The 24,015-nt window shown below is 40.0% G+C and carries 26 protein-coding genes; 24 read left to right on the forward strand and 2 right to left on the reverse strand.

Annotated features, from left to right (window positions below; all coding sequences use genetic code 11):
* Positions 1 to 102 precede the first annotated feature (102 nt).
* From radC to ACTNB8_RS00275, 10 genes are all read left to right on the forward strand, one after another.
* Positions 103 to 798: a RadC family protein gene (gene radC / locus ACTNB8_RS00230; RefSeq protein ID WP_441051215.1), complete on the forward strand. Its 696-nt coding sequence runs from the start codon at positions 103 to 105 to the stop codon at positions 796 to 798.
* A 27-nt stretch (positions 799 to 825) separates the two neighbouring features.
* Complete coding sequence (locus tag ACTNB8_RS00235) at positions 826 to 1,839, forward strand: rod shape-determining protein (RefSeq protein WP_441051218.1); 1,014 nt, start codon at positions 826 to 828, stop codon at positions 1,837 to 1,839.
* Positions 1,840 to 1,893: 54 nt separating this feature from the next.
* On the forward strand, positions 1,894 to 2,781 hold the full coding sequence (mreC, locus tag ACTNB8_RS00240) for a rod shape-determining protein MreC (protein ID WP_441051220.1): 888 nt from the start codon (positions 1,894 to 1,896) through the stop codon (positions 2,779 to 2,781).
* A complete protein-coding gene (gene mreD / locus ACTNB8_RS00245) occupies positions 2,778 to 3,305 on the forward strand; it encodes a rod shape-determining protein MreD (protein ID WP_441051222.1) in 528 nt (175 codons plus the stop codon). The genes mreC and mreD overlap by 4 nt, the downstream gene beginning before the upstream one ends.
* Positions 3,290 to 6,196 carry a penicillin-binding transpeptidase domain-containing protein gene (locus tag ACTNB8_RS00250; protein WP_441051225.1) on the forward strand — a complete coding sequence of 969 codons (2,907 nt, stop codon included), beginning with the start codon at positions 3,290 to 3,292 and terminating at the stop codon, positions 6,194 to 6,196. The genes mreD and ACTNB8_RS00250 overlap by 16 nt, the downstream gene beginning before the upstream one ends.
* Before the next feature lie 92 nt (positions 6,197 to 6,288).
* On the forward strand, positions 6,289 to 7,077 hold the full coding sequence (gene minD, locus ACTNB8_RS00255; RefSeq protein ID WP_441051228.1) for a septum site-determining protein MinD: 789 nt from the start codon (positions 6,289 to 6,291) through the stop codon (positions 7,075 to 7,077).
* A gap of 30 nt (positions 7,078 to 7,107) precedes the next feature.
* On the forward strand, positions 7,108 to 7,362 hold the full coding sequence (gene minE / locus ACTNB8_RS00260; protein ID WP_296157300.1) for a cell division topological specificity factor MinE: 255 nt from the start codon (positions 7,108 to 7,110) through the stop codon (positions 7,360 to 7,362).
* Complete coding sequence (locus tag ACTNB8_RS00265; protein ID WP_441051231.1) at positions 7,355 to 8,515, forward strand: FtsW/RodA/SpoVE family cell cycle protein; 1,161 nt, start codon at positions 7,355 to 7,357, stop codon at positions 8,513 to 8,515. The genes minE and ACTNB8_RS00265 overlap by 8 nt, the downstream gene beginning before the upstream one ends.
* Positions 8,512 to 9,576 (forward strand): D-alanyl-D-alanine carboxypeptidase family protein, encoded by a 1,065-nt coding sequence (locus ACTNB8_RS00270; RefSeq protein WP_441051234.1) that lies wholly within the window; start codon positions 8,512 to 8,514, stop codon positions 9,574 to 9,576. The genes ACTNB8_RS00265 and ACTNB8_RS00270 overlap by 4 nt, the downstream gene beginning before the upstream one ends.
* A 59-nt stretch (positions 9,577 to 9,635) precedes the next feature.
* Positions 9,636 to 10,577, forward strand: a complete 942-nt coding sequence (locus ACTNB8_RS00275; protein ID WP_441051237.1) for an SGNH/GDSL hydrolase family protein — start codon at positions 9,636 to 9,638, stop codon at positions 10,575 to 10,577.
* A 106-nt stretch (positions 10,578 to 10,683) separates the two neighbouring features.
* Here ACTNB8_RS00275 and ACTNB8_RS00280 read toward each other — a convergent pair whose 3' ends face one another.
* Positions 10,684 to 11,103 carry a twitching motility protein PilT gene (locus ACTNB8_RS00280; protein ID WP_441051239.1) on the reverse strand — a complete coding sequence of 140 codons (420 nt, stop codon included), beginning with the start codon at positions 11,101 to 11,103 and terminating at the stop codon, positions 10,684 to 10,686.
* A 312-nt stretch (positions 11,104 to 11,415) separates the two neighbouring features.
* Here ACTNB8_RS00280 and fliB point away from each other — a divergent pair, with 312 nt between their 5' ends.
* The 12 genes from fliB to rsfS all read left to right on the forward strand — a co-directional run bounded on the left by fliB (position 11,416) and on the right by rsfS (position 20,932).
* Positions 11,416 to 12,600, forward strand: coding sequence for a flagellin lysine-N-methylase (gene fliB / locus ACTNB8_RS00285; RefSeq protein ID WP_441051242.1), 1,185 nt, complete (start codon positions 11,416 to 11,418; stop codon positions 12,598 to 12,600).
* A gap of 163 nt (positions 12,601 to 12,763) precedes the next feature.
* Complete coding sequence (locus ACTNB8_RS00290) at positions 12,764 to 14,635, forward strand: TIGR03960 family B12-binding radical SAM protein (protein WP_441051245.1); 1,872 nt, start codon at positions 12,764 to 12,766, stop codon at positions 14,633 to 14,635.
* A complete protein-coding gene (locus ACTNB8_RS00295; RefSeq protein ID WP_441051248.1) occupies positions 14,619 to 15,329 on the forward strand; it encodes a TIGR03936 family radical SAM-associated protein in 711 nt (236 codons plus the stop codon). The genes ACTNB8_RS00290 and ACTNB8_RS00295 overlap by 17 nt, the downstream gene beginning before the upstream one ends.
* Positions 15,313 to 16,533: a ribonuclease E/G gene (locus ACTNB8_RS00300; RefSeq protein ID WP_441051250.1), complete on the forward strand. Its 1,221-nt coding sequence runs from the start codon at positions 15,313 to 15,315 to the stop codon at positions 16,531 to 16,533. Before ACTNB8_RS00295 ends, ACTNB8_RS00300 begins: the two co-directional genes overlap by 17 nt.
* 175 nt (positions 16,534 to 16,708) lie before the next feature.
* Positions 16,709 to 17,014 (forward strand): 50S ribosomal protein L21, encoded by a 306-nt coding sequence (rplU, locus tag ACTNB8_RS00305; RefSeq protein WP_441051253.1) that lies wholly within the window; start codon positions 16,709 to 16,711, stop codon positions 17,012 to 17,014.
* Positions 17,015 to 17,026: 12 nt separating this feature from the next.
* Positions 17,027 to 17,347, forward strand: a complete 321-nt coding sequence (locus tag ACTNB8_RS00310; protein WP_441051255.1) for a ribosomal-processing cysteine protease Prp — start codon at positions 17,027 to 17,029, stop codon at positions 17,345 to 17,347.
* 4 nt (positions 17,348 to 17,351) lie between these two features.
* Complete coding sequence (rpmA, locus tag ACTNB8_RS00315; RefSeq protein WP_022067452.1) at positions 17,352 to 17,639, forward strand: 50S ribosomal protein L27; 288 nt, start codon at positions 17,352 to 17,354, stop codon at positions 17,637 to 17,639.
* A 73-nt stretch (positions 17,640 to 17,712) separates the two neighbouring features.
* Positions 17,713 to 19,002, forward strand: coding sequence for a GTPase ObgE (obgE, locus tag ACTNB8_RS00320; protein ID WP_441051258.1), 1,290 nt, complete (start codon positions 17,713 to 17,715; stop codon positions 19,000 to 19,002).
* A gap of 13 nt (positions 19,003 to 19,015) precedes the next feature.
* Positions 19,016 to 19,306, forward strand: a complete 291-nt coding sequence (yhbY, locus tag ACTNB8_RS00325; protein WP_441051261.1) for a ribosome assembly RNA-binding protein YhbY — start codon at positions 19,016 to 19,018, stop codon at positions 19,304 to 19,306.
* Between the two features lie 19 nt (positions 19,307 to 19,325).
* Positions 19,326 to 19,973, forward strand: a complete 648-nt coding sequence (gene nadD, locus ACTNB8_RS00330; RefSeq protein WP_441051264.1) for a nicotinate-nucleotide adenylyltransferase — start codon at positions 19,326 to 19,328, stop codon at positions 19,971 to 19,973.
* Positions 19,966 to 20,571: a bis(5'-nucleosyl)-tetraphosphatase (symmetrical) YqeK gene (gene yqeK, locus ACTNB8_RS00335; RefSeq protein WP_441051266.1), complete on the forward strand. Its 606-nt coding sequence runs from the start codon at positions 19,966 to 19,968 to the stop codon at positions 20,569 to 20,571. Before nadD ends, yqeK begins: the two co-directional genes overlap by 8 nt.
* A 4-nt stretch (positions 20,572 to 20,575) precedes the next feature.
* Positions 20,576 to 20,932, forward strand: coding sequence for a ribosome silencing factor (rsfS, locus tag ACTNB8_RS00340; protein ID WP_441051269.1), 357 nt, complete (start codon positions 20,576 to 20,578; stop codon positions 20,930 to 20,932).
* A gap of 106 nt (positions 20,933 to 21,038) precedes the next feature.
* Here the strand turns inward: rsfS and lexA are convergent, their stop codons facing one another.
* Positions 21,039 to 21,659 carry a transcriptional repressor LexA gene (lexA, locus tag ACTNB8_RS00345; protein ID WP_441051272.1) on the reverse strand — a complete coding sequence of 207 codons (621 nt, stop codon included), beginning with the start codon at positions 21,657 to 21,659 and terminating at the stop codon, positions 21,039 to 21,041.
* A gap of 205 nt (positions 21,660 to 21,864) precedes the next feature.
* On the opposite strand from lexA, the gene ACTNB8_RS00350 reads away from it, so the two are divergent.
* Both ACTNB8_RS00350 and ACTNB8_RS00355 read left to right on the forward strand, forming a co-directional pair.
* Entirely contained in the window at positions 21,865 to 23,301 is a 1,437-nt protein-coding gene (locus ACTNB8_RS00350; RefSeq protein WP_441051275.1) for an HlyD family efflux transporter periplasmic adaptor subunit, read from the forward strand.
* A gap of 15 nt (positions 23,302 to 23,316) precedes the next feature.
* Positions 23,317 to 24,009: a YggS family pyridoxal phosphate-dependent enzyme gene (locus tag ACTNB8_RS00355; protein ID WP_441051276.1), complete on the forward strand. Its 693-nt coding sequence runs from the start codon at positions 23,317 to 23,319 to the stop codon at positions 24,007 to 24,009.
* Positions 24,010 to 24,015: the final 6 nt, after the last annotated feature.

Here is a 24,015-nt window from a genome sequence, read left to right on the forward strand (position 1 = left end):
TTATGAATTTTTTAGGAGGGAGTGTACATCTCCCTCTTTTTATGCTAAAATGTGTTTTGATTCTTTCAGGAATCTTGCCATAGAGAGCGGCAGGTAAATGAAATGAAACAGACAATAAAAGAAATGCCGGAATCAGAACGCCCTTATGAGAAATGTGTCAGGGAGGGTGAGAATTCGCTCAGTGACAGTGAACTCCTTGCAGTGATTCTCCGATGCGGAACAAGGGGCAGAAGTTCTCTTGTACTTGCAAATGAAATTTTGAATTTTATGGAGCAGACTCCTTATCCCGGTCTTCCGGGAATCATACACAGTTCACTGCCTGATCTGAAGAAGATACATGGTATTGGTACAGTAAAGGCTGTCCAGCTGAAATGCATTGGTGAACTTGCCAAGCGGATAGCTGTGGCAGCAGCCAGGCCGGGACTCAGTTTTCGGAATCCGGATTCGATTGCAGCCTATTATATGGAACAGCTCCGCCATCAGGAACAGGAACTGATGATCTGTATGATGCTTGACAATCAGAATCATTTCCTTGGTGATTCTGTTATTTCCAAGGGAACCGTAAATGCTACACTTGTCACTCCAAGAGAAATTTTTGTTGAGGCAGTGAAGTATCATGCAGTCAGTCTGATTCTTGTCCATAATCATCCGGGAGGCAATCCCACACCAAGTACATGTGACAGAGAGGTTACGGAACGAGTCTTTCAGGCTGGAGAAATGTTGGGTATTCATCTGATCGATCATATTATTATCGGAGATCAGAAATATGTCAGCTTTAGAGAAGAAGGGCTGATCTGAGAATATCCATAATGAAGGGATCATTTTATGCTGTTAAGAAAAACCTATGGAATAGACTTGGGAAGCAGCAGTATTAAAGTCTATTCATTTTTTAGAAATAAAAGTTACATCGAGAAAAACATGATTGCATCCAAAGGACGCAAGATTATAGCCGTGGGCAATGAAGCATACGATATGTTTGAGAAGGCACCTGTTGATATCGTTGTAAATTCGCCGATGGCTTTTGGTATGATAGCTAATCTGGAACTACAGGAGATTGCCCTGTACAGTATGATGAAAAAAATAGACAAATTCCTGGGAGTGGGTTCTGATTTGTATTTTTCCATACCACTTGATATGACTGCTGTTGAAAAGCGTGCATATTATTATGTGGCAAATGGCCACTGGCTTCGAAAAAACCGTGTATTTATGGTGGAGGCGCCTGTTGCAGATGCAATTGCAATGGGAGTTGATTTTCAGAAAAATGAAGGCAGTATGATTGTAAATATCGGGGCACAGAGTACACAGTTTTCCATTCTAACCGGGGGAAAGATCATTATTGCCAAAAAGATTCCAATCGGCGGCAGACAGATGAATGAATCTATTTGTAGTGAAATACGTAAGAGATATAATCTGCAGATAGGTACCAGGACCGGAAAACGTCTGAAGATTGCAATGGGACGTCTGAATGATCAGCACAAGGATGCCCGTAAGGTGGTAGGGATTGACAGTATTTCCGGACTTCCAAGAGAGGAGATTATATCCGGATATGTGGTAAATGCGGGAATCATGGACTGTGTAAATGAGATTGCAGCAGAAATGAAAACATTTCTGGAGAGAATTCCACCTCAGATTGCATATCACATTTCCAGAGAGGGAATTTATCTTACCGGCGGAAGCACCAGAATTCCTTACATAGATAATTATCTGGCTAGTTATACCGGATTTTCATTCAATCTTTCAGATTTATATGAAACATCAACAGTAAAGGGACTGGAAAAAATTATCCGTGACCGCGAACTGCTGAAATGGGCACAGCCTGTTAAACAACGTAAGTTATAAAATACTGCAAAGAAAGTATGCAGCAATAATTATGATTTTTTAGGGGTATGATACATGAAAAACCTGAAAAAGAAATTTCAATTTCGTATACATTTAAAAAGTAAACATTTGCTTGTGATCATGACTTTTTTCTGTGGAAGTGCAGCAGTTGCAACACTTGCTTCAGGAATTACGACGGCACCATTTCAGGAAGCAGCCGGTATGATCGTAGTACCTTTTGAAAAGAGCATGTCGGCAATAGGAGTATGGCTTGGCAATCTTGAAAAAGAATTTCATGACAAACAGGATTTGATAAGCCAGAATGAAGAACTGCAGAATACGGTGGATACACTGACTGAACAGAATAATATACTTATCCAGAATCAGGCAGAACTGACAAGACTGGAAGAATTATACAAGCTGGATGAAGAATATTCCGACTATCCTAAAGTCGCAGCCAGGATCATTTCCAAAGATCCCGGGAACTGGTATGATACTTTTATGATCAACCGTGGAAGCAAAGATGGAATCAGGGTAGATAATAATGTCATTGCAGGGAAAGGTCTTGTTGGGATAGTGACAGAGGTTGGTACCAGCTGGGCTACTGTACGTTCAATTATTGATGACAGCAGCAATGTCAGCGCAATGACTGTTGGTACAGATGATACCTGTGTGGTAGAAGGTGACCTGGAGCTGATCGATGAGGGGAAACTCAGATTTACCCAGCTTTATGACCAGAATGATAAAGTAACAGTAGGCGAACGAATTGTTACTTCAAATATAAGTGAAAAATATGTCGAGGGTCTTTTTATCGGCTATGTAAGTGATATCCAGCTGGATACAAATAACCTTACAAAAACAGGTACAATTGTTACACCTGTAGATTTCCAGCATCTGAAAGACGTATTTGTGATAACGTCTAACAAACAGGACGCAGTTCAGGAGGAAGGAGATGAACAATGAAAAGTAAAATAGTTCTCTTTTTTACAATAATTGTCTGTTTCCTTATGCAGTCTACAGTTATGCATCTTATTTCCATAGGTTCCATCACACCGAATCTTCTGCTGATTCTTTGTGTATCCATGGGACTTATGCGGGGGCGTAAAAGCGGCCTGTGGACGGGCTTTTTCTGTGGCCTTTTAGTTGATCTGTTTTACGGATCCCTTTTTGGCTTTTATGCGTTGATTTATATGTATGTTGGTTTTTTCAGCGGATATGCATTTCGTATATACTATGATGATGATATAAAAGTTCCCATGCTGTTGACAGCTGTTATGGATCTTTTTTTTAATCTGGCAGTTTATGCCCTCCAGTTTCTGCTGAGAGGCAGACTTGGACTTTTTACTTATATATACAGGATAATTATTCCGGAAATTTTTTATACAGTATTTCTGACACTGATCGTATATCGGATTTTTTATCAGATCAATCATTGTTTTATGAGTGCAACCAGGAAAGAAAGTGAGTCAATTTGGGTACTAAAATAAAAAAATTACTAAAAAAAATACAGCTTAAAAGAACATCGGTGCTTCTGATCGTATTTGTACTGATGGCATTTGTGCTTGTGAGACAGCTTTTTCAGCTTCAGATCATACAGGGCGAAAATTATATCAGTGCTTTCCAGTCACGTACGACAAAAACGCGTGTACTGAAAAGTACAAGAGGAAATATTTACGACAGAAATAATCAGCTGATCGCTTCCAATGTGTTATCATATTCTCTGACATTTGAGGATAACGGAAGTTATGATTCTACAAGGGAAAAGAATCTGACATTGAATGGTGTTGCGTACAAGGTCCTGAAAATCCTTTCAGAAAACGGAGATTCTCTTTCAGACAGTTTTCATATAAAAGTAGATGCAAATGGAAATTATGTATTTGATGTACAGGAAGGCTTTACGCTGAAACGTTTTAAGGCAGATGTTTATGGCCATGCGCTTATTGATGACCTTACGGATGATGAAGCGGCAGCAACAGCTGAGGAGATGGTAGATTATCTCAGCGGCAGTAAGGGCTTCTCTATTGTACTGTATGGTGATTCTGCATATACAGCAGATGAACTGGAAAAATATGGACTTCCGCAGGAACTGACGAAACAGGAAATCCTTGACATTGCGATCATGCGTTATGAGCTGAATACAAACAGCTTTCAGAAATATATGGCGGTTACTATTGCAACAAATGTAAGTGAAAGCACAGTGGCTGCAGTTATGGAAAATCAGAATGAACTTCAGGGTATTGAAGTGCTGGAGGATTCTGTACGTAAATATGTTGATGATGAAAGTATGGGGCCTCTTCTGGGATATACAGGACGTGCTTCTTCAGATGAACTGGAACAGCTTCGTAAAGAAAATTCCAACTATTCTAATGATGCTATTATCGGAAAAGCAGGAATTGAGCAGTATATGGAACTGGATCTACAGGGAACAGACGGCCAGGAGACAGTTACTGTCGATAACCTTGGAAAGGTGCTGAAAATTGACGATAATACAACAGTGGAACCTGTTGCAGGCAATGATGTTTATATGTCTGTAGATGCGGACTGGCAGAGTGCTGTATATCAGATCCTGAAACAGAGGGTTGCCGGTATTCTTGTAAACAAGATAGCAGCAGTTAAAACCTATGATTACAAGGGTGAAAATGATGCCAGCCATATTGTTGTGCCGATATATGATGTTTATAATGCACTCATATCAAACAGTGTGATAGACATCAGCAAATTCAGTGACGAAAATGCGTCGGATACAGAAAAAAATTTATATGCCAGATTTCAACAAAAGCAGCAGGAAGTTTTTGATACAATAACTAACAGATTAACAACAGATAATCCGCCGGCATTCAAAGATGAATCTGAAGAAGTGCAGGAGTATCTATCCTATATCTGTAATACAGTATTGAGGGATACGCTTGGCGTGATACAGAAAGATTCCGTGGATACTTCAGATGCCACTTATCAGGCGTGGGCAAATGATCAGTCCATCAGTCTGAAAGATTATCTGAATTATGCTGCCAGTCAGAACTGGATCGATATTTCTGCAATTTCACCAAAAGGAGAATATCTGGATTCAGCAGAAATCTATCAGGCACTGACTGCCTATATTACAGATTATCTTAAAACAGACGCAGGATTTTCAAAACTTCTGTATAAATATCTGATCATGAATGATCAGATTTCCGGACAGGAAGTATGCCTGGTACTGTATGAACAGGGAATTCTTTCAAAAGATGATTCCAGTTATGAAAGTCTTGCTTCCGGTGCGATGTCTGCATATGATTTTATGATCAATAAGATTTCAAATCTTGAAATAGAACCTGCACAGCTTGCACTTGCTCCATGTTCAGCCTCCGCTGTTATTACAGATGTAAAAACAGGTAAAGTACTTGCCTGTGTATCTTATCCGGGATATGACAATAACCGCCTTAGCAATGATATGGATACAGATTATTATGCAAAGCTCGCACTGGATCAGTCAAGCCCGTTTTTTAACAAAGCAACACAGCAGACTACGGCACCTGGTTCCACACTTAAACTTTTGTCAACTGTGACTGGTATGATGGAAGGTATCATTGATGACGACACATATATAGAGTGTACGGGAGAATTTGATCTGGTTACACCGTCTATCTGGTGCTGGAACAGACAGGGACATGGTGCATTGGAGGTAAGAACAGCTATTGAACAGTCATGTAACTATTTCTTTAATATGGTTGGTTTCCAGGCAGGAAAAAATTCAAACGGAGATTTTTCAGAGAATCTCAGTCTGGAAAAACTGCAGAAATATGCGGCAGAATTTGGTCTGGATCAGAAAACAGGCATTGAAATTCCAGAGGCATCTCCTCATGTATCTGACAGTAAAGCAGTACCATCCTACATCGGACAGGGTAATCACCTTTTTACAACAAGTCAGCTTGCAAGATATGCCACAGCGCTTGCAACTTCGGGTACGGTTTATGACCTGTCACTGCTGAATAAAGTTACAGATTCACAGGGGAAAACTCTGAAAGAGTATGGATCTTCCGTTGAAAATACCATGAGTGATGTCCCGGATAATGTCTGGGCTGATATTCATGATGGTATGAGACGAGTGGTTGAAACACATGAACAGTTTAATGGCCTTGGTGTCACTCTTTCCGGTAAAACAGGTACGGCGGAAATCGATGTGTATCATCCGAACCATGGACTTTTTATCGGATATACTACAGACTCTGACTCTCAGCCGGAGTATGCACTTGCTGTAAGAATCACCAATGGTTATTCTTCAGGTAATGCATGTCTGACTGCAAATGATATTCTGAAATACATTTATAATCTTGCAGATGAAGATACCATTCTGACAGGTTATGCCTCCAGTGATACCAGTAATACTTCCAACGACTAGTACAGTGAAATTTAGTATTCACTGTACTGTATATGGGGTACAGAAGAGAATACCAGAGGTCTGGAACATATCTTTTAGGAGGAATTGAAAATATGGGAGAAGTTATTGTAATAACATCCGGAAAAGGCGGAGTTGGTAAGACAACAACAGTTGCCAATCTTGGGACAGGCCTTGCGATGCTGAACAAAAAAACAGTAGTAGTAGATACAGATATAGGCCTTCGCAATCTGGATGTGGTACTTGGCCTTGAGAATCGTATTGTTTATAATCTGGTAGATGTTGTAAACGGGAACTGCAGGCTTAAACAGGCTCTGATCAGGGACAAGCGTCATCCGGATCTATATCTTCTGCCGTCTGCGCAGACAAAAGACAAATCAGCAGTTTCACCGGAGCAGATGATCAAACTGACAGAAGAACTGGCAGAGGAATTTGATTATGTACTCCTGGATTGCCCGGCAGGAATAGAGCAGGGATTTCGAAATGCTGTTGCAGGAGCAGAAAAAGCTATAGTTGTAACTACTCCTGAAGTATCGGCGATAAGAGATGCTGATCGCATTATCGGTCTTCTGGAGGCTGGTGGACTCAGAGACATTCATCTTATCATTAACCGCCTCAGACCGGATATGATCGCGCGAGGGGATATGATGTCTGTAGATGACGTTACTGAAATTCTTGCAGTAGATCTTATTGGTACGATTCTTGATGATGAACAGATTGTGGTTTCTACCAACCAGGGAGAACCTCTGTCGGGACAGAAATCACAGGCTGAGGAAGAATACAGAAACATATGCAGAAGACTGCTCGGAGAAGAAGTACCGTTTATGGAACTTCAACAGAAAAAAGGTATGTTTCAGAGACTGAGTGCGATTTTTCACAAGTAAATGCAGGCTTATCAGCAGGGAGGGAGTTTTTTGAGAACTTTTTTTCAGGCAAAAGGCCGTTCCGCAGGGTATGCAAGGGACAGAATGAAAATGCTTCTTGTTTCTGAACGGATCGACTGCTCTCCGCAAATGATAAAAATGTTAAGAAACGATCTGATACATACGGTAAAACGATATGTCAAAATAGAGGAAGAACAGGTACGTATCGGAATTTCACAGAATCCGGTAGTTCTTCATGCGGAAATACCGTTATGTCAGAAAAAGGATAAAGATAAAGATGATTAAACAGTATAAATTGCGTTTTTATAATTTCAGACTGGTGTTATTCCTTCTGGCAATCAGTGTGATTGGAATCGTTCTTGTAGGAACTGCCAGGGAGGATCTGAAGAGTAAACAGCTAGTAGGTGTTATCCTCGGCCTGATCATTATGGTAATCCTTTCACTGATGGATTATTCCTGGATATCTAACTTTCAGTGGATTATGTATGGTCTTAATATTGTCCTCCTTCTTGTTGTACGTCTGTTTGGTGATTCAGCCAACGGTGCAGCCAGATGGATCGACTTTGGTTTTATCCGTTTTCAGCCGACAGAGCTGTCGAAAATTATTATCATCCTGTTTTTTGCCAGGTTTTTTATGGATCATGAGGAAGATTTGAATACATTGAGGACGCTTGCAAAGGCAGTTGTACTGCTTGCTATTCCGCTGTTCCTGATCTATGAACAGCCAGATATGAAAAATACGATCATGATCCTTGGAGTGTTCTGCATACTGATTTATGTGGCAGGATTAAGCTATAAAGTTATCGGTGGAGTATTCCTTATCATGATTCCACTTGTAGTGATCTTTCTGGCCATTGTTGTGCAGCCGGATCAGAGTCTGATCAAAGATTATCAGAGAAAACGTATTATGGCATTTCTGTATCCGGAAAATGAGGAATACAGTGATGATATTGAACAGCAGAATAACTCCAAAACAGCAATAGCGTCGGGAGAACTGATGGGAAAAAAATTATCTGGAAGTACAGATGTTACTTCTGTTAATGATGGTAACTTTGTATCTGAGAACCAGACAGACTTTATTTTTGCTGTTGCAGGAGAAGAATATGGATTTATAGGCTGTACAACCATTGTCTTTTTGTTACTTGCGATATCTATAGAATGTATTCGTATGAGCCTCAGGGCGAAAGATCTGTCAGGTAAGATCATATGCTGTGGAATGGCCAGTGTGGTTTCCTTGCAGAGCTTTCTGAATATATGTGTTGCAACAGGTCTGGCGCCAAATACAGGAACACCGCTTCCGTTTGTAAGTTACGGTCTTACTTCACTGGTAAGTCTGTATATCGGAATGGGACTTGTATTGAATGTAGGTTTGCAGAGCAGCGCCTATAATAAAGAAATTCAGAAAAAAACCATTGATCAGAAAGAGGAATACTTATGAAAAATAATGTATCAAAACCGAACCAGCGGCGCAGTGCAATAATCCGTGCCCGCAAAAGGCGGAGAAAAAAAGCATTTCAGAGAGTTGTACTTGTTCTTCTTCTGGTGCTTATGGCTGCAGGTGCGGGAGTATTGTTTTATCTTATGAAAGGCGGATCGCTTTCGACTCCGGCAGTGGCTTACAATATTATTGATGATTTTCAGTATCAGAATACGGCAAAAACAAAACAGCGTGCTGCTGCATTTGCGGAGGACCTTTGTGTGGTTAACGGAGATCAGGTGCTGGATCAGGTATCACTGGAAGACAGCCAGGAAGGTCTTCTGCTTGATTTGAATGACAAATCTGTTCTGTACGCAAAAGGAGCATATGAAAAAGTATACCCTGCCAGTATTACGAAGATTATCACGGCGCTTCTTGCATTCAAAAACGGAAATATGAATGATACAGTGACTATTACAGAAGAAAACGTTACTCTCGAAGAGGGATCTCAGGTAGTGGGCTTTCAGGCAGGAGATCAGGTTACCCTGGACCAGCTTGTACATTGTCTGCTTGTGTATTCAGGTAATGATGCTGCTTCAGCGATCGCAACACATATAGGCGGATCTACAGAAAATTTTGTTGCAATGATGAATGAATATGCAGCACAGCTGGGCTGCACAGGCACACATTTTACCAATCCACATGGACTTCAGGATGAAAATCATTATACGACACCATATGATATTTACCTGATGCTAAAAGAAGCACTGAATTATCCTGAGTTTACGGAGATTACTCAGCTGCCTTCTTATACCGTAACTTATAAGCATAGTGACGGTTCGGAAGTAAGTACGGCACTTACAGCAACAGACCATTATCTCACAGGAGAGGCATCAGCTCCGAAGGGAATTACAGTTCTTGGAGGAAAAACAGGAACTACAAGTATTGCAGGAAATTGTCTGGCACTGTTGTGCCAGAATTCATATGGTGCACCGTATGTTTCTATTGTAATGGGGGCATCTACAAAAGAACTGCTTTATCAGCAGATGAATTCCCTTCTTGAGAATGTTAATGCTGCGTAGGATTTTGTAACTTTTATATATACTAACATGGCGTTGTTTAGTGGGAGAATAGTATAGTGATGAAAAGGGAAAATTTAAAGAAATTACTGACAGGAGCTGTACTTGGACTTGCTGTGTTTTGCCTGATGGTGGTATTGACTTTTGCGGGAACACAGTTAGTTTCAGCGGCAGTTAAAAAGAATTCAGTTAAAAAATATACAGTAACGTTATGTAAGCCAGATGGTAAAATATGGAAAAAGATAAATTTTTCAGGAAAAAAGAAATTTCCATCAGCAGATACCAGAGATGGTAACATGTTTCTTGGGTGGTCACGGTCAAAGAAAAAAACAAAAAAACCGTCTTATTATGCAGATGATATCATACCTCGTAAAAATGCGGTATACTATATGGTGACATTCAGAAAGAACCAGGACAAAGCCCCTGCAAAAATCCGACAATCATCAAACTATGACAATGTATGGTTTGTGGGGGATTCCAGATTTCTGGGAATGAAGCATGCGTTCAGAAAAACTATCCCCTCAAATGTTAGTATTATCTGTAAAGGTGGAAAAGGACTTGGATGGTTCAGACGGACGGGATTTGATAAATTACTGGAACAGGTGAAAGAAATGCCTGCTGAATCAAGAATGGCGGTAGTCATCAATCTTGGAGTGAATGACCTGAATAATTACAGTGAATATCCGAATTATATGAAGAAAGTTTCTGAGGTTCTGACTTCGTATGGCTGTGATATGTATTATATGTCTGTGAATCCTGTAAACAGTGCAATGATAAGAAATTACAGAGGTTATTATGCTCGTACAGAAAAACAGATTCGAAATATTAATAAAATGATTTATAATAAGCTTTGTTCAGGAAGTAACAAATGTTACACATATGTAGATACAAATAATTATCTGCGCAGATATGGCTGGATAAGCAATAACAAAAATGATGGTGTACATTATTCAGATGAGACTTATAAAAGAATATATGATTATTGTATCAGATGTATTGGCTGACACCGGCAAATGAAAAGAAAAGGAACCCTGCCCCCATGCAGAGTTCCTTTTTTCCCCATCTTATGTAATTTAATAAATAACCAAAAAAGACTATCCCGATATTGAATTATAAAGCTGTAATAATCTTATCCTGATATGCTTCAGGAACTTCTTCTTTATCAAGAGACATACTGATAATAAATTTTACTTTAAATTTTTCTCCGATAGCAGTCAGCTGATCAAGTGCACTGGTGACATCCTTGCCTTCCAATTTGGCTGTTGTAAGAAAACTGTCCAGATAAACCTGCTCAAGATCGTGATCCTGAGAAATAATACCGCATACAAATCCAACAAATTCATCAGCATTCTTGATTGGATAGACAGATACGTCGATCAGACGAACCTTGTTATTCAGTTCATACATGTGTTTCGTGCTTTTGTCTAAGTAAACAATGCTGCCATTGGCTTCTTTAATTGCGCCGTTCACTTTGTCTAACAGTACTTTTGTTTTGCCTTTGCCTTTCTTTCCTACGATCAGTTCAACCATCCTGTCTTCCTCCTTAGACACAATATAATATTAATTTTAAACAAAAAGATGAATTAATATGTTCTAATTATAGTGCATATTAGCTTAAAATACAAGAGGAATTTAAAAAAATCTGTCAATTTTTCTGAATTGTTTCTCATAAAATCACCATGAGCAGTAATCAAATTGTTTGTATGATGATAAATTTATATATTTGGGGTATAAGTTTCCGTATTTTAGTATGAATCTTGAAGAATTTGGATATTCGTGATAATTTGACACACATTTGTACAAAGGCTTATAATTAATTATTAATAAAGAAAGGGAAAAAAGATGCGATATTTAAAACCTTATTTTTATGACAGTTTTGTTTGTACGGGAGGATCTTGTCCGGATACCTGCTGTGCGGACTGGCAGATTATGATTGATGAAGACTCATTGGACAGATATGGAAATGAACCTGGCGAGTTTGGGAAAATCCTGCGTAATTCAATTGACTGGGAAGAGGAGTGCTTTTATCAGAATGACCACCGATGTGCGTTTTTGAATAATGAGAATCTGTGTGATATTTACAGGGTACTTGGGGCAGATGCACTTTGTGATACCTGTCGTTTGTATCCGAGACACACGGAAGAATATGAAGGCCTCAGGGAACTGTCTCTGTCCTTTTCCTGTCCGGAGGCGACAAAGATCATTTTATCCTGCAAAGAGCCGATTCGGTTTCTGGAAGAGGAAACTGACGAGGAAGATGATTTCGAGGAATTTGATTTTATGATGTTTTCCAGGCTGGAAGACACCCGTGATATTCTTTTTGCTGTTTTGCAGGATCGTTCTCTTTCGTTAACTCTCCGTATGGCAGTGGCTGAACAGCTTGCAGAACAGTTTCAGATTTGTATGGAAGAACAACGGGAATTTGATATAGATGACCTTCTCAGGTGCTGCCGGAGTCATCAGAAAGAGAATACTTTACATGTTTTTGTATCGAAATGTCTTTCTGGAAAAGGGGTGAATGCGGCATCACTTCATCAATGGGAACAGCAGAAAAAAGAACTGCAGGTACTCCGCGGCCTGGAACGACTGCGGCCGGAGTGGAATCAGATACTTGATGGTGCTGAAAAATGGCTGTATCAGGAAGGGCGGGAAAAATACCAGCATGTTTGTGAAGGATTTCATCGAATGTATGGAGCATTGAGCAGCCACAAAGCAGAATGGGAAAATCTGGGAGAGCAGCTTCTGATGTCTTTTGTTTATACATATTTCTGTGGAGCTGTCTATGATGATATGGTATGTTCAAAAATGGAACTTGCATTATTTTCTGTACGGTGGATTCAGGAATTCCTGATCGTACGGTGGCTGGAAAACGGGAAAACACTTTCAATGCAGGACGTAGAAGAAATTACCTGGCGTTATGCAAGAGAGATTGAACATTCGGATAATAATTTAAATGCACTGGAAGACTGGCTGTTTGAAAATTATGCACCGGAGGGCTGTATATTGGAGAAAACATGCGATGAATGATAAAAAATTCCTCTTGGATCATTAATTTTTACAATAATAATTGGTGTTTATATGATATTTCTTTTTTGCTTGAATTCCCCGTATAAACCATATATAATAGGAATACTGTGAAGAAATATCTCTTCATGTAACCTGTTATATATGAACCTTCGAAAGGAAAACTATGAGAAAATTAGCATTGTGCGATGAAATACTTCTGCAGATTGACAAAGCTGCCCGCTATATTGGCGGCGAGGTCAACTCTGTTATGAAGAATAAAAATGAGGTAGATATCCGATTTGCGATGGCATTTCCGGATGTCTATGAAATAGGAATGTCTAACCTTGGGATGATGATCCTTTATGACATGTTTAATAAAAGAAATGACGTATGGTGTGAAAGACTGTTTTCACCATGGACAGATCTTGATAAGATCATGCGTGAGCAGAAAATTCCACTTTTTACTCTGGAATCACAGGATCCGGTAAAGGAATTTGACTTTCTTGGAATTACCCTTGGGTACGAGATGTGTTATACAAACGTACTTCAGCTTCTGGATCTCAGCGGAATTTCCTTGCTTGCAAAAGATCGTGAGGAAAATGATCCGATCGTGATCGGTGGTGGCGCATGTGCTTATAATCCGGAACCTCTGGCAGAGTTTTTTGATCTTTTTTATATTGGAGAGGGAGAGGTCGTATATGATGCACTTTTTGAGGCATATAAAGCAAACAGAAAACTTGGCGGCAGCAGACAGGATTTCCTTTTAAGAGCAGCACAGATTCCGGGAATTTACGTACCGTCTCTCTATGATGTTTCATATAATGAAGATGGTACGATTGCTTCGTTTGTGCCAAATCATGATAATGTACCTGCAACTGTCGAAAAACAGCTGGTGATCGATATGGATCGTGATTATAACAATCTGGAAGCACCTGTGGTACCTCATATAAAGGCAACCCAGGATCGAGTTACTCTGGAAATCCAGCGAGGCTGTATCCGTGGATGTCGTTTCTGTCAGGCGGGCATGATCTACCGGCCTACCAGAGAACGTGATGTCAACAAATTAAAAGAGTCTGCAAGAATTATGATTCAGAATACCGGACATGAGGAGATTTCATTAAGTTCGTTAAGTTCCAGTGATTATAGTCATCTGAAAGAAATTGTAAACTTCCTGATTGATGAATTTCGCGAAGAGGCAGTTAATATTTCTCTGCCGTCTCTTCGTATTGATGCTTTTGCCCTTGATGTAATGAGCAAAGTTCAGGATGTAAAAAAGAGCAGTCTTACTTTTGCTCCTGAAGCCGGTTCTCAGAGACTTCGCAATGTTATTAACAAAGGCCTCACAGAGGAAGATATCCTTCATGGTGCCGGAGAGGCATTCAAAGGCGGATGGAATCAGGTTAAATTGTATTTTATGCTTGGACTTCCTACAGAAACTGAAGATGATATGAAGGGTATTGCCCATCTTGCACAGAGGATTGCCGAGACTTACTATGAGACAGTACCCAAGGAACAGCGTAAAGGAAAAGTCCAGATTAATGTGAGTACGTCTTTTTTTGTTCCGAAACCTTTTACTCCGTTTCAGTGGGCACCTATGTTCAGGGAAGAAGATTTTATCGAGAAGGCTAAAATTGTCAAAAATGAGATACGCTCCCAGTTGAACCAGAGAAGTATCCGTTACAGCTGGCATGAGCCGGATGTAACAGTACTGGAGGGCTTCCTTGCAAGAGGAGACCGCAGATGTTCAGATGTCATTCTCAGCGCATACAGGAAAGGGGCCCTGTATGATGCCTGGTCTGAAAGTTTTAACTATGATATCTGGAAAGAAGCCTTCAGAGGAACCGGCGTTGATATAGAGTTTTATACACTTCGTGAACGCAGTACAGATGAAATACTTCCGTGGGATTTTATTGATGCCGGTGTTACAAAAGAATTCCTGATTCGTGAATGGAATCAGGCAAAGGCAGAAACAGTTACTCCTAACTGCCGCCAGAGATGTTCTGGCTGTGGAGTCCGCAAATATAAAGGAGGTGTATGCTGTGAAGGTAAGAATTAAATTTACCAAGACCGGACATATGAAATTTGTTGGTCATCTGGATACTATGCGCTATTTTCAGAAGGCTATTCGCCGGGCAAATCTTCCGGTTGCTTTTTCGGGCGGCTACAGTCCGCACATGATAATGTCGTTTGCAGCGCCTTTAGGTGTTGGGACTACAAGCCAGGGAGAATATTTTGATATGGAACTTACAGAGACAGTTCCTACAGATATTATAGAACAGCGTCTTAATGATGCGATGGTGTCTGGCGTTACTGTATGTTCTGCCAGACAGGTAGAAGATGGAAAAGCCAGTACAGCTATGGCTCTTGTTGCAGCAGCAGATTATTTTGTATGTTTCCGTGAGGGAAAAGAGCCGTCAGATTATGACTGGCAGAAGCATATTCCTGAATTTCTTGAACAGAGTGAGATAACAGTCACAAAGAAAACAAAACGCAGCGAAAAAATAATAGACATCCGTCCATTTATTTATAAGATGCATGCTGTGGACAATGGGGTGTTTATGCAGCTTGCATCTGCAAGTTCCAATTATACGAAACCTGAACTTGTTCTTGATACTTTTCTGAAGTGGCTGGGAGAAGAACCGAAAGCTTTCGCGTATATGATCGAGCGCAGGGAAGTGTATGCAAATAAGGGAAACGAAGAATCTCCGAGGTTTGTTTCACTGGAAGCGTTAGGTGATAAGGTTGAGTAAACTCATAATCACGAAAATGCAGATAAATGGTAAGTCATGTACTGTATGTGCACATATACATGATCAGAAGGTTGTTGAAATACACCTGAAACCTGTTGGGGTTACTACTGCATTAAATAACATTTATGTAGGCCAGGTTGAAAAAATTGCTGCGAATATTCAGGCTGCTTTTGTCCGCCTGGGCCAGGACTTTAATGGTTATCTGCCGTTGAATCAGGCCGAGCAGGTTATATATACAGATGGACGAAAAAAGGAGTCCGCACTTCGTCCGGGAGATGAGATACTTGTGCAGATCAGCAGGGAGGCCATGAAAGGAAAACTTCCTGCGCTTACGTCAAATCTGAATTTTTCAGGTAAGTATCTGGTACTTACTTCGGGAAATCAGAAAATTGGTTTTTCAAATAAGCTTTCAAAAGAAGAATGTAGAATCCTTAATAACTGGCTGGAAGAAGAACGAAATGACGAGAATCGCACTTATGGTATCATTGTCCGGACGAACAGTGCGGAGGCATCTAAAGAAGAATTCTTTCGCGAACTGGATATGCTGAAAAAACAGTATGAAAAAACAGTTGTTTTCGGACGCAGCCGGACCTGCTTCAGCCTTTTATATGAATCAGAACCTTTTTATCTGACAGCAGTAAGAAATACCTATACAAAAGAACTGGAAGAGATTGTTACGGACATTCCGGAATTTTATGACAGAATAAAAGAATCTCTGGAGCAACAGGATTCTGATGAGATACAGCTGCTTCATCTGTATCAGGATAAACTTCTTCCATTATATAAGCTGTATAATCTGGAGGGAGCTTTCGATGAAATATGTCATGAAAAAGTCTGGCTGAAAAGTGGTGGATTTCTTGTGATTCAGCAGACAGAGGCTTTTGTTTCCATAGATGTAAACAGTGGAAAATATACCGGAAAGAAAAAGGCAGAAGAGACTTACCGTAAAATAAATCTGGAGGCCGCCGAAGAGATCGCAAGGCAGATTCGTCTTCGTAATCTCTCAGGAATTATACTGGTGGATTTTATCAATATGAAAAATCCGGATCATCAGGATGAACTGTTTCATGTTCTGCAGAAATATCTTCGCAGAGATCCGGTAAAAACCAGGGCTGTAGATATTACGCCTCTTCATATTCTTGAAATGACAAGGCAAAAAGTCAACAGGCCTGTAATCGAAGACATACGTATGATTTGTGAATGACGTCTGCGAAAATGAAAATTATATTAAAAAAGCAAATAAAACCTCTTGACGAATCATGAAATGGATGCTAAGATACAACAGATGCCGCACAAAGAGGTTTAAGAGTGTGAGTTTTTACAGTAAAATTACTCATACCACCATATTTGGCGAGTAAAGATTATAGGAGGTGCCACAGATGTACGCAATTATTGCAACAGGTGGTAAACAGTACAAAGTTGCCGAGGGCGACGTAATCAGAGTTGAAAAGCTCGGTGTTGAAGCTGGTGAAACCGTTACATTTGACAATGTACTTGCAGTCAGCAATGACGGATTAAAGGTTGGAGCAGATGTTGAAAATGCCAGTGTTACCGCTTCTGTAGTTGAAAACGGAAAAGCTAAAAAAGTTATCGTTTACAAATACAAAAGAAAAACTGGATATCACAAGAAAAACGGTCACAGACAGCAGTTTACAAAAGTTAAAATTGAAAAGATCAACGCATAATCTGGTGTTTGCATGATTACAGTGACAGTCAGCAGGAAACAGAATTCCTATATCAGTTTTACTTCCAGAGGGCATGCCGGTTATGCAGAAGAGGGACAGGACATTATATGTGCTGCAGTTTCTGTTCTTGTTATTAATACGGTTAATTCACTGGAACGACTGACAGGAGACCATATCGAAGTGAAAGAAGACGATGGTTTCGTATCTTTTACATTTACCGAGCCGGTTTCAGAAGGCGGGACGCTTTTGATGGATTCTCTGATTCTCGGGCTGACAGAAATTCAACATAGTTATTCAAATCGTTATCTAAAAGTAAAAGTCAGGGAGGTGTAACGACATGATGAAAATGAACCTTCAGTTATTCGCACATAAAAAAGGTGTTGGTTCTACAAAGAACGGCCGTGACTCCGAATCTAAGAGATTAGGTGCCAAAAGAGCAGACGGACAGTTTGTAAAAGCTGGTAACATCCTTTACAGACAGCGTGGAACTAAGATTCACCCAGGCGTGAACGTAGGCTGTGGTAAAGACTATACATTATTTGCACTGACAGATGGTGTAGTTAGATTCACCAGAAAAGGACGCGATAAGAAACAGGTTTCTATCGTTCCGGTAGAGGCAGAATAATCAAGTTCAGCGTGAGGCTTCAAATCGTTCAGGTTTGGAGCCTTTCTTTAGATATAAAAGTAAGGAGCGACATATGTTTGCAGACAGAGCAAAAATCATCATCCGTTCAGGAAAAGGCGGAGACGGACATGTAAGCTTCCGCAGAGAGTTGTACGTACCTAATGGCGGTCCGGACGGCGGGGACGGCGGAAGAGGCGGAGATGTGATCTTTGAAGTAGATGAAGGTCAGAATACTCTGGGAGAATACCGGCACAAACGTAAATTCAAGGCCCAGGATGGGCAGGAAGGCGGCAAAAAGCGCTGCCATGGTGCCGACGGATCTGATATTGTCCTTAAAGTTCCGGAAGGAACCGTTATAATGGAAGCACAGTCCCGTAAGGTAATTGCAGATATGTCCGGAGAAAACCGGAGACAGATCGTATTAAAAGGTGGAAGAGGCGGAAAGGGAAATCAGCATTATGCTACAGCAACAATGCAGGTTCCAAAATATGCACAGCCTGGACAGCCTGCACAGGAACTTGAAGTTCTCTTGGAACTTAAAGTTATTGCAGATGTAGGTCTTGTAGGATTCCCGAATGTTGGAAAATCTACATTTCTTTCCAGAGTTACCAATGCACAGCCGAAGATCGCCAATTATCATTTTACAACATTAAGTCCGAATCTTGGTGTTGTGGATACCGAAAACGGCGGATTTGTTATTGCTGATATTCCAGGTCTGATCGAAGGTGCTTCAGAAGGTGTTGGGCTTGGGCATGAATTTCTCCGCCATATTGAACGTACCCGTGTGCTGGTACACATTGTGGATGCTGCATCTACAGAGGGCCGCGATCCTGTGGATGACATCAGAAAGATCAATCATGAACTGGAAGCCTATAATCCTGAGATTGCTTCCAGACCTCAGATAATTGCAGCTAACAAAATTGACTGTATTTTTGACGAAAATGACAATCCTGTTGAACGTTTGAAAAAAGAATTTGAACCGCAGGGAATTAAAGTATATCCGATATCTGCAGTTACAGGTCAGGGGTTGAAAGAGCTTCTATATGGTATCAAAGCTCTTCTGAATGAAGTACCTGCTGAAAGAATTGTATTTGAGCAGGAATTCTTTCCGGAGGATGCTCTTGTTACAGAAAATCTTCCATATACGATTTCCGTTGACGAAGAAGATCGTTCTGTCTTTGTAGTTGAAGGACCAAAGATTGAAAAGATGCTTGGATATACTAATCTTGATTCCGAAAAAGGATTTGCATTTTTCCAGCGTTTCCTCAAAGAAAGTGGAATACTGGAGGAACTGGAAGAAGCAGGCATTCAGGAAGGCGATACAGTCCGTATGTACGGATTTGATTTTGATTATTATAAATAGAAAGGTCAGAAACATGACAAGTAAACAGAGAGCTTATTTAAAAAGCCTTGCAATGAAAATGGAACCGATCATGCAGCTTGGAAAGGGCAGTGTGACTCCTGAAAATACGGCTGCAGTTGATGAAGCTCTGGCAGCTCGTGAGCTCATTAAGATCAGTGTCCTTCAGAACTGTCTGGATGATCCGCGTCAGATGGCAGAGGTTCTTGCGGAAAGAACTCGTTCTCAGATTGTGCAGGTAATCGGAAGAAAAATTGTTCTGTACAGAGAAGGCAAAAAAGAAAAGAAAAAAATAATTCTTCCATAATTTCCGGAAAGGATAAGATATGAATATCAGACGAAAAAAAATAGGAATTATGGGTGGAACATTTGATCCTATCCATGTAGGACATCTCATCCTCGGTGAAAGGGCATACGAACAGCTTGGGCTGGACAAAGTGCTGTTTATGCCTGCCGGAAATCCACCTCATAAACAGCATCGTGAGGGACGTGCAACAGATAAGCAGCGGGTTGCTATGGTCGAAAAAGCTATTTCTGGTAATCCTCATTTTGAATTATCACTGATCGAAATGAATGCAGAAGGGTTTTCCTATTCTTATCGTACACTGGAAGCTATGAACAGACAGAATCCAGATACTGATTACTATTTTATCATAGGTGCTGATTCTCTGTATGATTTTACAACATGGCGTGAACCTGCCCGAATATGCAGGGCATGTACCATTGTAGTTGCAACAAGGGATCATGTTCCATCAAAAGAACTGGAAGATGAAATGAAATATCTTTCTCATCAATATGACGGTCACTTTCTGAGACTGAACACATTGAATATTGATATCTCCAGTCAGCTGATACGTCAGTGGCATCAGGAAGGAAGAAGTCTTCGTTATTATGTACCTGATGCAGTGATTGATTATATCAGAGAGAATAATATTTATCTTTCAACAAAAGGAGAAAATAAATATAATGGCTGATTATGATTTCATCAAAATTCAGAAAAAACTCGCAAAATATCTGGATGAAGCCAGATTTGCCCATACTCTTGGTGTTATGTATACATGTGCAGCACTGGCGATGGTCTATGACTGTGATCTGAAAACTGCGCAGATAGCAGGTCTCCTTCATGACAGTGCAAAATGTATTTCAAACAAAAAGAAATTGAAGATATGTGAACAGAATAAAATTCCGGTTTCGGACTTTGAAAAAGATCATCCGTTTTTACTTCATGCAAAATTAGGCGCATATATTGCAGAAAAGAAATACGGTGTTACAGATCCGGAAGTCCTTTCTGCTATTACCTGGCACACAACAGGAAAACCGGATATGACTCTCCTGGAAAAAATCGTATATATCGCAGATTATATTGAACCTGCACGAAACAAAGCGTCAAATCTTACTGAAATCCGCAAACTGGCATTTCAGGATCTGGATGAATGTATGTACAAGATCCTGCATGATACACTTGCCTATCTTGATGAAAATCCGGGTGATGTTGATGGCGCTACCAAGGAAGCGTTTACTTTTTACAGTGACCTACATGACAGAAGAGAGATCGAACAGAAAAGGAGTTAATTCTATGACAAGAGAACAGGAAATGGTACGCCTTGCCTGCAAAGCCATGGATGACAAAAAAGCAAAGGATATCAAGATAATTGATATTCATGAAGTATCTGTTATTGCAGATTATTTTGTTATTGCCAGTGGAACAAACCAGAATCAGGTACAGGCAATGGCAGACAATGCTGAAGAAACACTTGCAAAAGCAGGCTATGAACCAAAACAGATTGAGGGAACCAGAAACTCCAACTGGATTCTGATGGACTATGGTGACATGATCATTCACATTTTTGACGAGGAAAACAGACTTTTTTATGATCTGGAAAGAATATGGGGCGATGGAAAAGTTCTGGACACAGAAGAGTATTTACAGTAATAGTTCACAATAATAAAATTATGTAAACTAACAGCGCAAAAAAAGAGATATTGCAATTTAGATCGACATGATCATTATTGCAATACCTCACTTTTGTCTGAACTGTTTAATTATAAAATCGAAAAACTCCGAATACTTTGCCCAGGATCTGAACATCTCCCTCTACAAGAATCGGATCCATGGAGTCGTTCTCAGGCTGGAGGCGGATATATCCATTTTCTCTATAAAAGGTTTTAACTGTTGCTGCATCTTCGATAAGAGCAACTACAATGTCACCATTGGAAGCAGAACTCTGTTGCTTTACAAGAACCTGATCTCCGTCAAAGATACCGGCATTTATCATACTTTCCCCTTTGACTTTTAACATAAAACTCTGTTCATTGGGCATATATTCTGCTGGTACAGGAAAGTAAGCTTCAATATTTTCAACTGCCAGTATTGGCTGTCCGGCAGCAACAGTGCCGACAAGAGGAACATTTACCATTTCCCTGCGAGTGAGATTAAAATTATCATCTATAATTTCAATTGCACGTGGTTTTGTTGCGTCACGTCGAATATAACCGTTTTTTTCAAGAGCTTCAAGATGAGAATGTACAGAGGAAGTGGATTTCAGATTAACTGCCTCACAGATTTCTCTGACAGCAGGAGGAAAACCTCTGTTGAGAATTTCATTTTTAATATAATCCAGGATTTCCTGTTGTTTTTTACTGATTCTGCCGTATGCCATAATGATACCTCCAATTAACGAATCTAACCTTATTACAGGTAGTATATCATATTACTTCAGGAAAAGCAAACGGATATTCGGAAAGTATGTTCGCAATAATGGTTATCGCCGGCAACAATAGCCGGTTTTTTCTTGTCATGTCGGAAAGAAAATGGTACAATGTTTTAGTATTTGATTTTATGAATTATATAAAGGAGGCATTTTTTTGCCTAATATTCAGAAGAACGCCGTGCAGCCTTCCGGCATTTTAAAAAAAATCAGAAAGATATTCAGCATGAATATAGGAACCATGCTTTTTGGTATGCTTTTTATATATATGCTGTTCAGTGCAGTACTTTATCTGACTTCTACAAATATTGAATCTTATCAGGTTATATCAGGACCGTTATCCAGAAATGAAACTTATACAGGCCTTGCGATAAGGGAAGAATCTGTGCAGAAGGCAGATACCTCCGGTTATATTACATATTATGCCCGGGAGGGATCAAAGATTAATGCAGATGGTGCTGTATATGGAATCAGCAGTTCCCAAAAGACAGAATCCAGTACAGAACTGAGCAGCGAAAATCTGGCATCTATCCGAAATCAGATGCTCAGTTTTTCAAAGGGATTTAACGGTAGCAAATTTAATACAACCTACAGTTTTAAATATGAACTGGAGGGAAATATACTTCAATATGCCGGAGTGACAGGGAATTCAGTAAGTACCTCTGAAGATGGCACAACTTCTGTTGTTACTTATGGTAATCAGACGATCAGTAAAGCGGCCAATGACGGGATTGTCCTTTATTCCAAAGATGGTTATGAGGGAAAAAGCGTAGAATCACTGACAGCTTCAGATTTTGATCAGAATGCATATCATGAAACAGATCTTAAAACACAGAATTCCATAAAGACGGGTGACAGCGTTTATACACTGATCACAGATGAAAAATGGAGTCTGGTCATTCCACTGACTGAAAAGCAGGCTTCGAAACTTGCTGACAGAACGGTTGTACGTGTCAAATTCCAGAAAGATTCCATGACACAAAGCGGTGATTTCAGTATTATTGAGATTGATGGTTCGAAGTATGGGCGGATTGATTTTAATAAGGGACTGATTCGATATGCATCTGACCGTTTCCTTGAAATAGAGCTTGTAACAAATACTGTTACAGGTCTGAAAGTTCCGTTATCTTCTATTGTGACAAAGGAGTTTTATGTTATTCCGTCAAAGTATGCCACAACAAATCAGGACAGTCAGGAAACAGGTTTTATCGTCCAGAGCAGAGATAAAAACGGAAAAGATGTTGATACCTTTGTACACACTACCATATATGCCAGCAAAGAAGATGACGGTTCAGGAGGGCAGACAGAGGAAGAATCGACAAGTACTTTGTATTATGTGGACAAGAAGGATTTCAACGAGGGCGATGTGATTGTGAGTCAGAAGGATCAGAGTCATTATACAGTCAGTGACGTGGGAGTTCTGGAAGGTGTGTACTGTATCAACCAGGGGTATGCAGTCTTCCGCAGAATTGAAATTCTGGATCAGAATGAGGAATATGCTATTGTATCCAGAAATACGGATTATGGACTGTCACGTTATGACCATATTGTCAGAAATGCAGATAAGGTAAATGAAGAAGAAATTTTGTATTGATCAGGAGGCATAAAAATGATAACTGAAAATTTAAAAACAGTACACAGTAACATAGAAGCAGCCTGCAGGGCAGTTGGACGGGATCCAAAAGAGGTTACTCTTATTGCTGTCAGTAAAACAAAACCTGTATCTATGCTTCAGGACGCCTATGATTCAGGTGAACGCTGTTTTGGAGAAAATAAAGTGCAGGAGATCATGGACAAGTATCCTCAGCTGCCGGCTGATATTAACTGGCATATGATCGGGCATCTTCAGCGTAATAAGGTTAAATATATTGTTGATAAGGTTGCAATGATCCATTCGGTGGATTCTTTACGTCTGGCTGAAACAATTGAGCAGGAAGCTGCAAAACATCAGGTGACTGTACCGATTCTTCTTGAGGTCAATGTGGCACAGGAAGAGAGTAAATTTGGACTGAAAATTTCAGAGGTTCTGCCGCTTGTGGAATCAATTGCAAAGTTTCTTCATATAAAAATAATGGGACTTATGACAATAGCTCCATACGTAGAAAATCCCGAGGAAAACCGCGCGGTATTCCGTCAATTAAAGAAATTAAGTGTTGACATTGACGCAAAAAACATTAATAATGTTAATATGAGTGTTTTGAGTATGGGTATGACCGGTGATTATCAGGTTGCCATCGAAGAAGGCTCTACAATGGTACGTGTCGGAACTGGTATCTTTGGAGAAAGAAACTATTTGCGATAACTACAA

It is taken from the genome of Blautia sp. HCP28S3_G10 (genome assembly GCF_052065235.1).
In the GTDB taxonomy this organism is placed as follows: domain Bacteria; phylum Bacillota; class Clostridia; order Lachnospirales; family Lachnospiraceae; genus Blautia_A.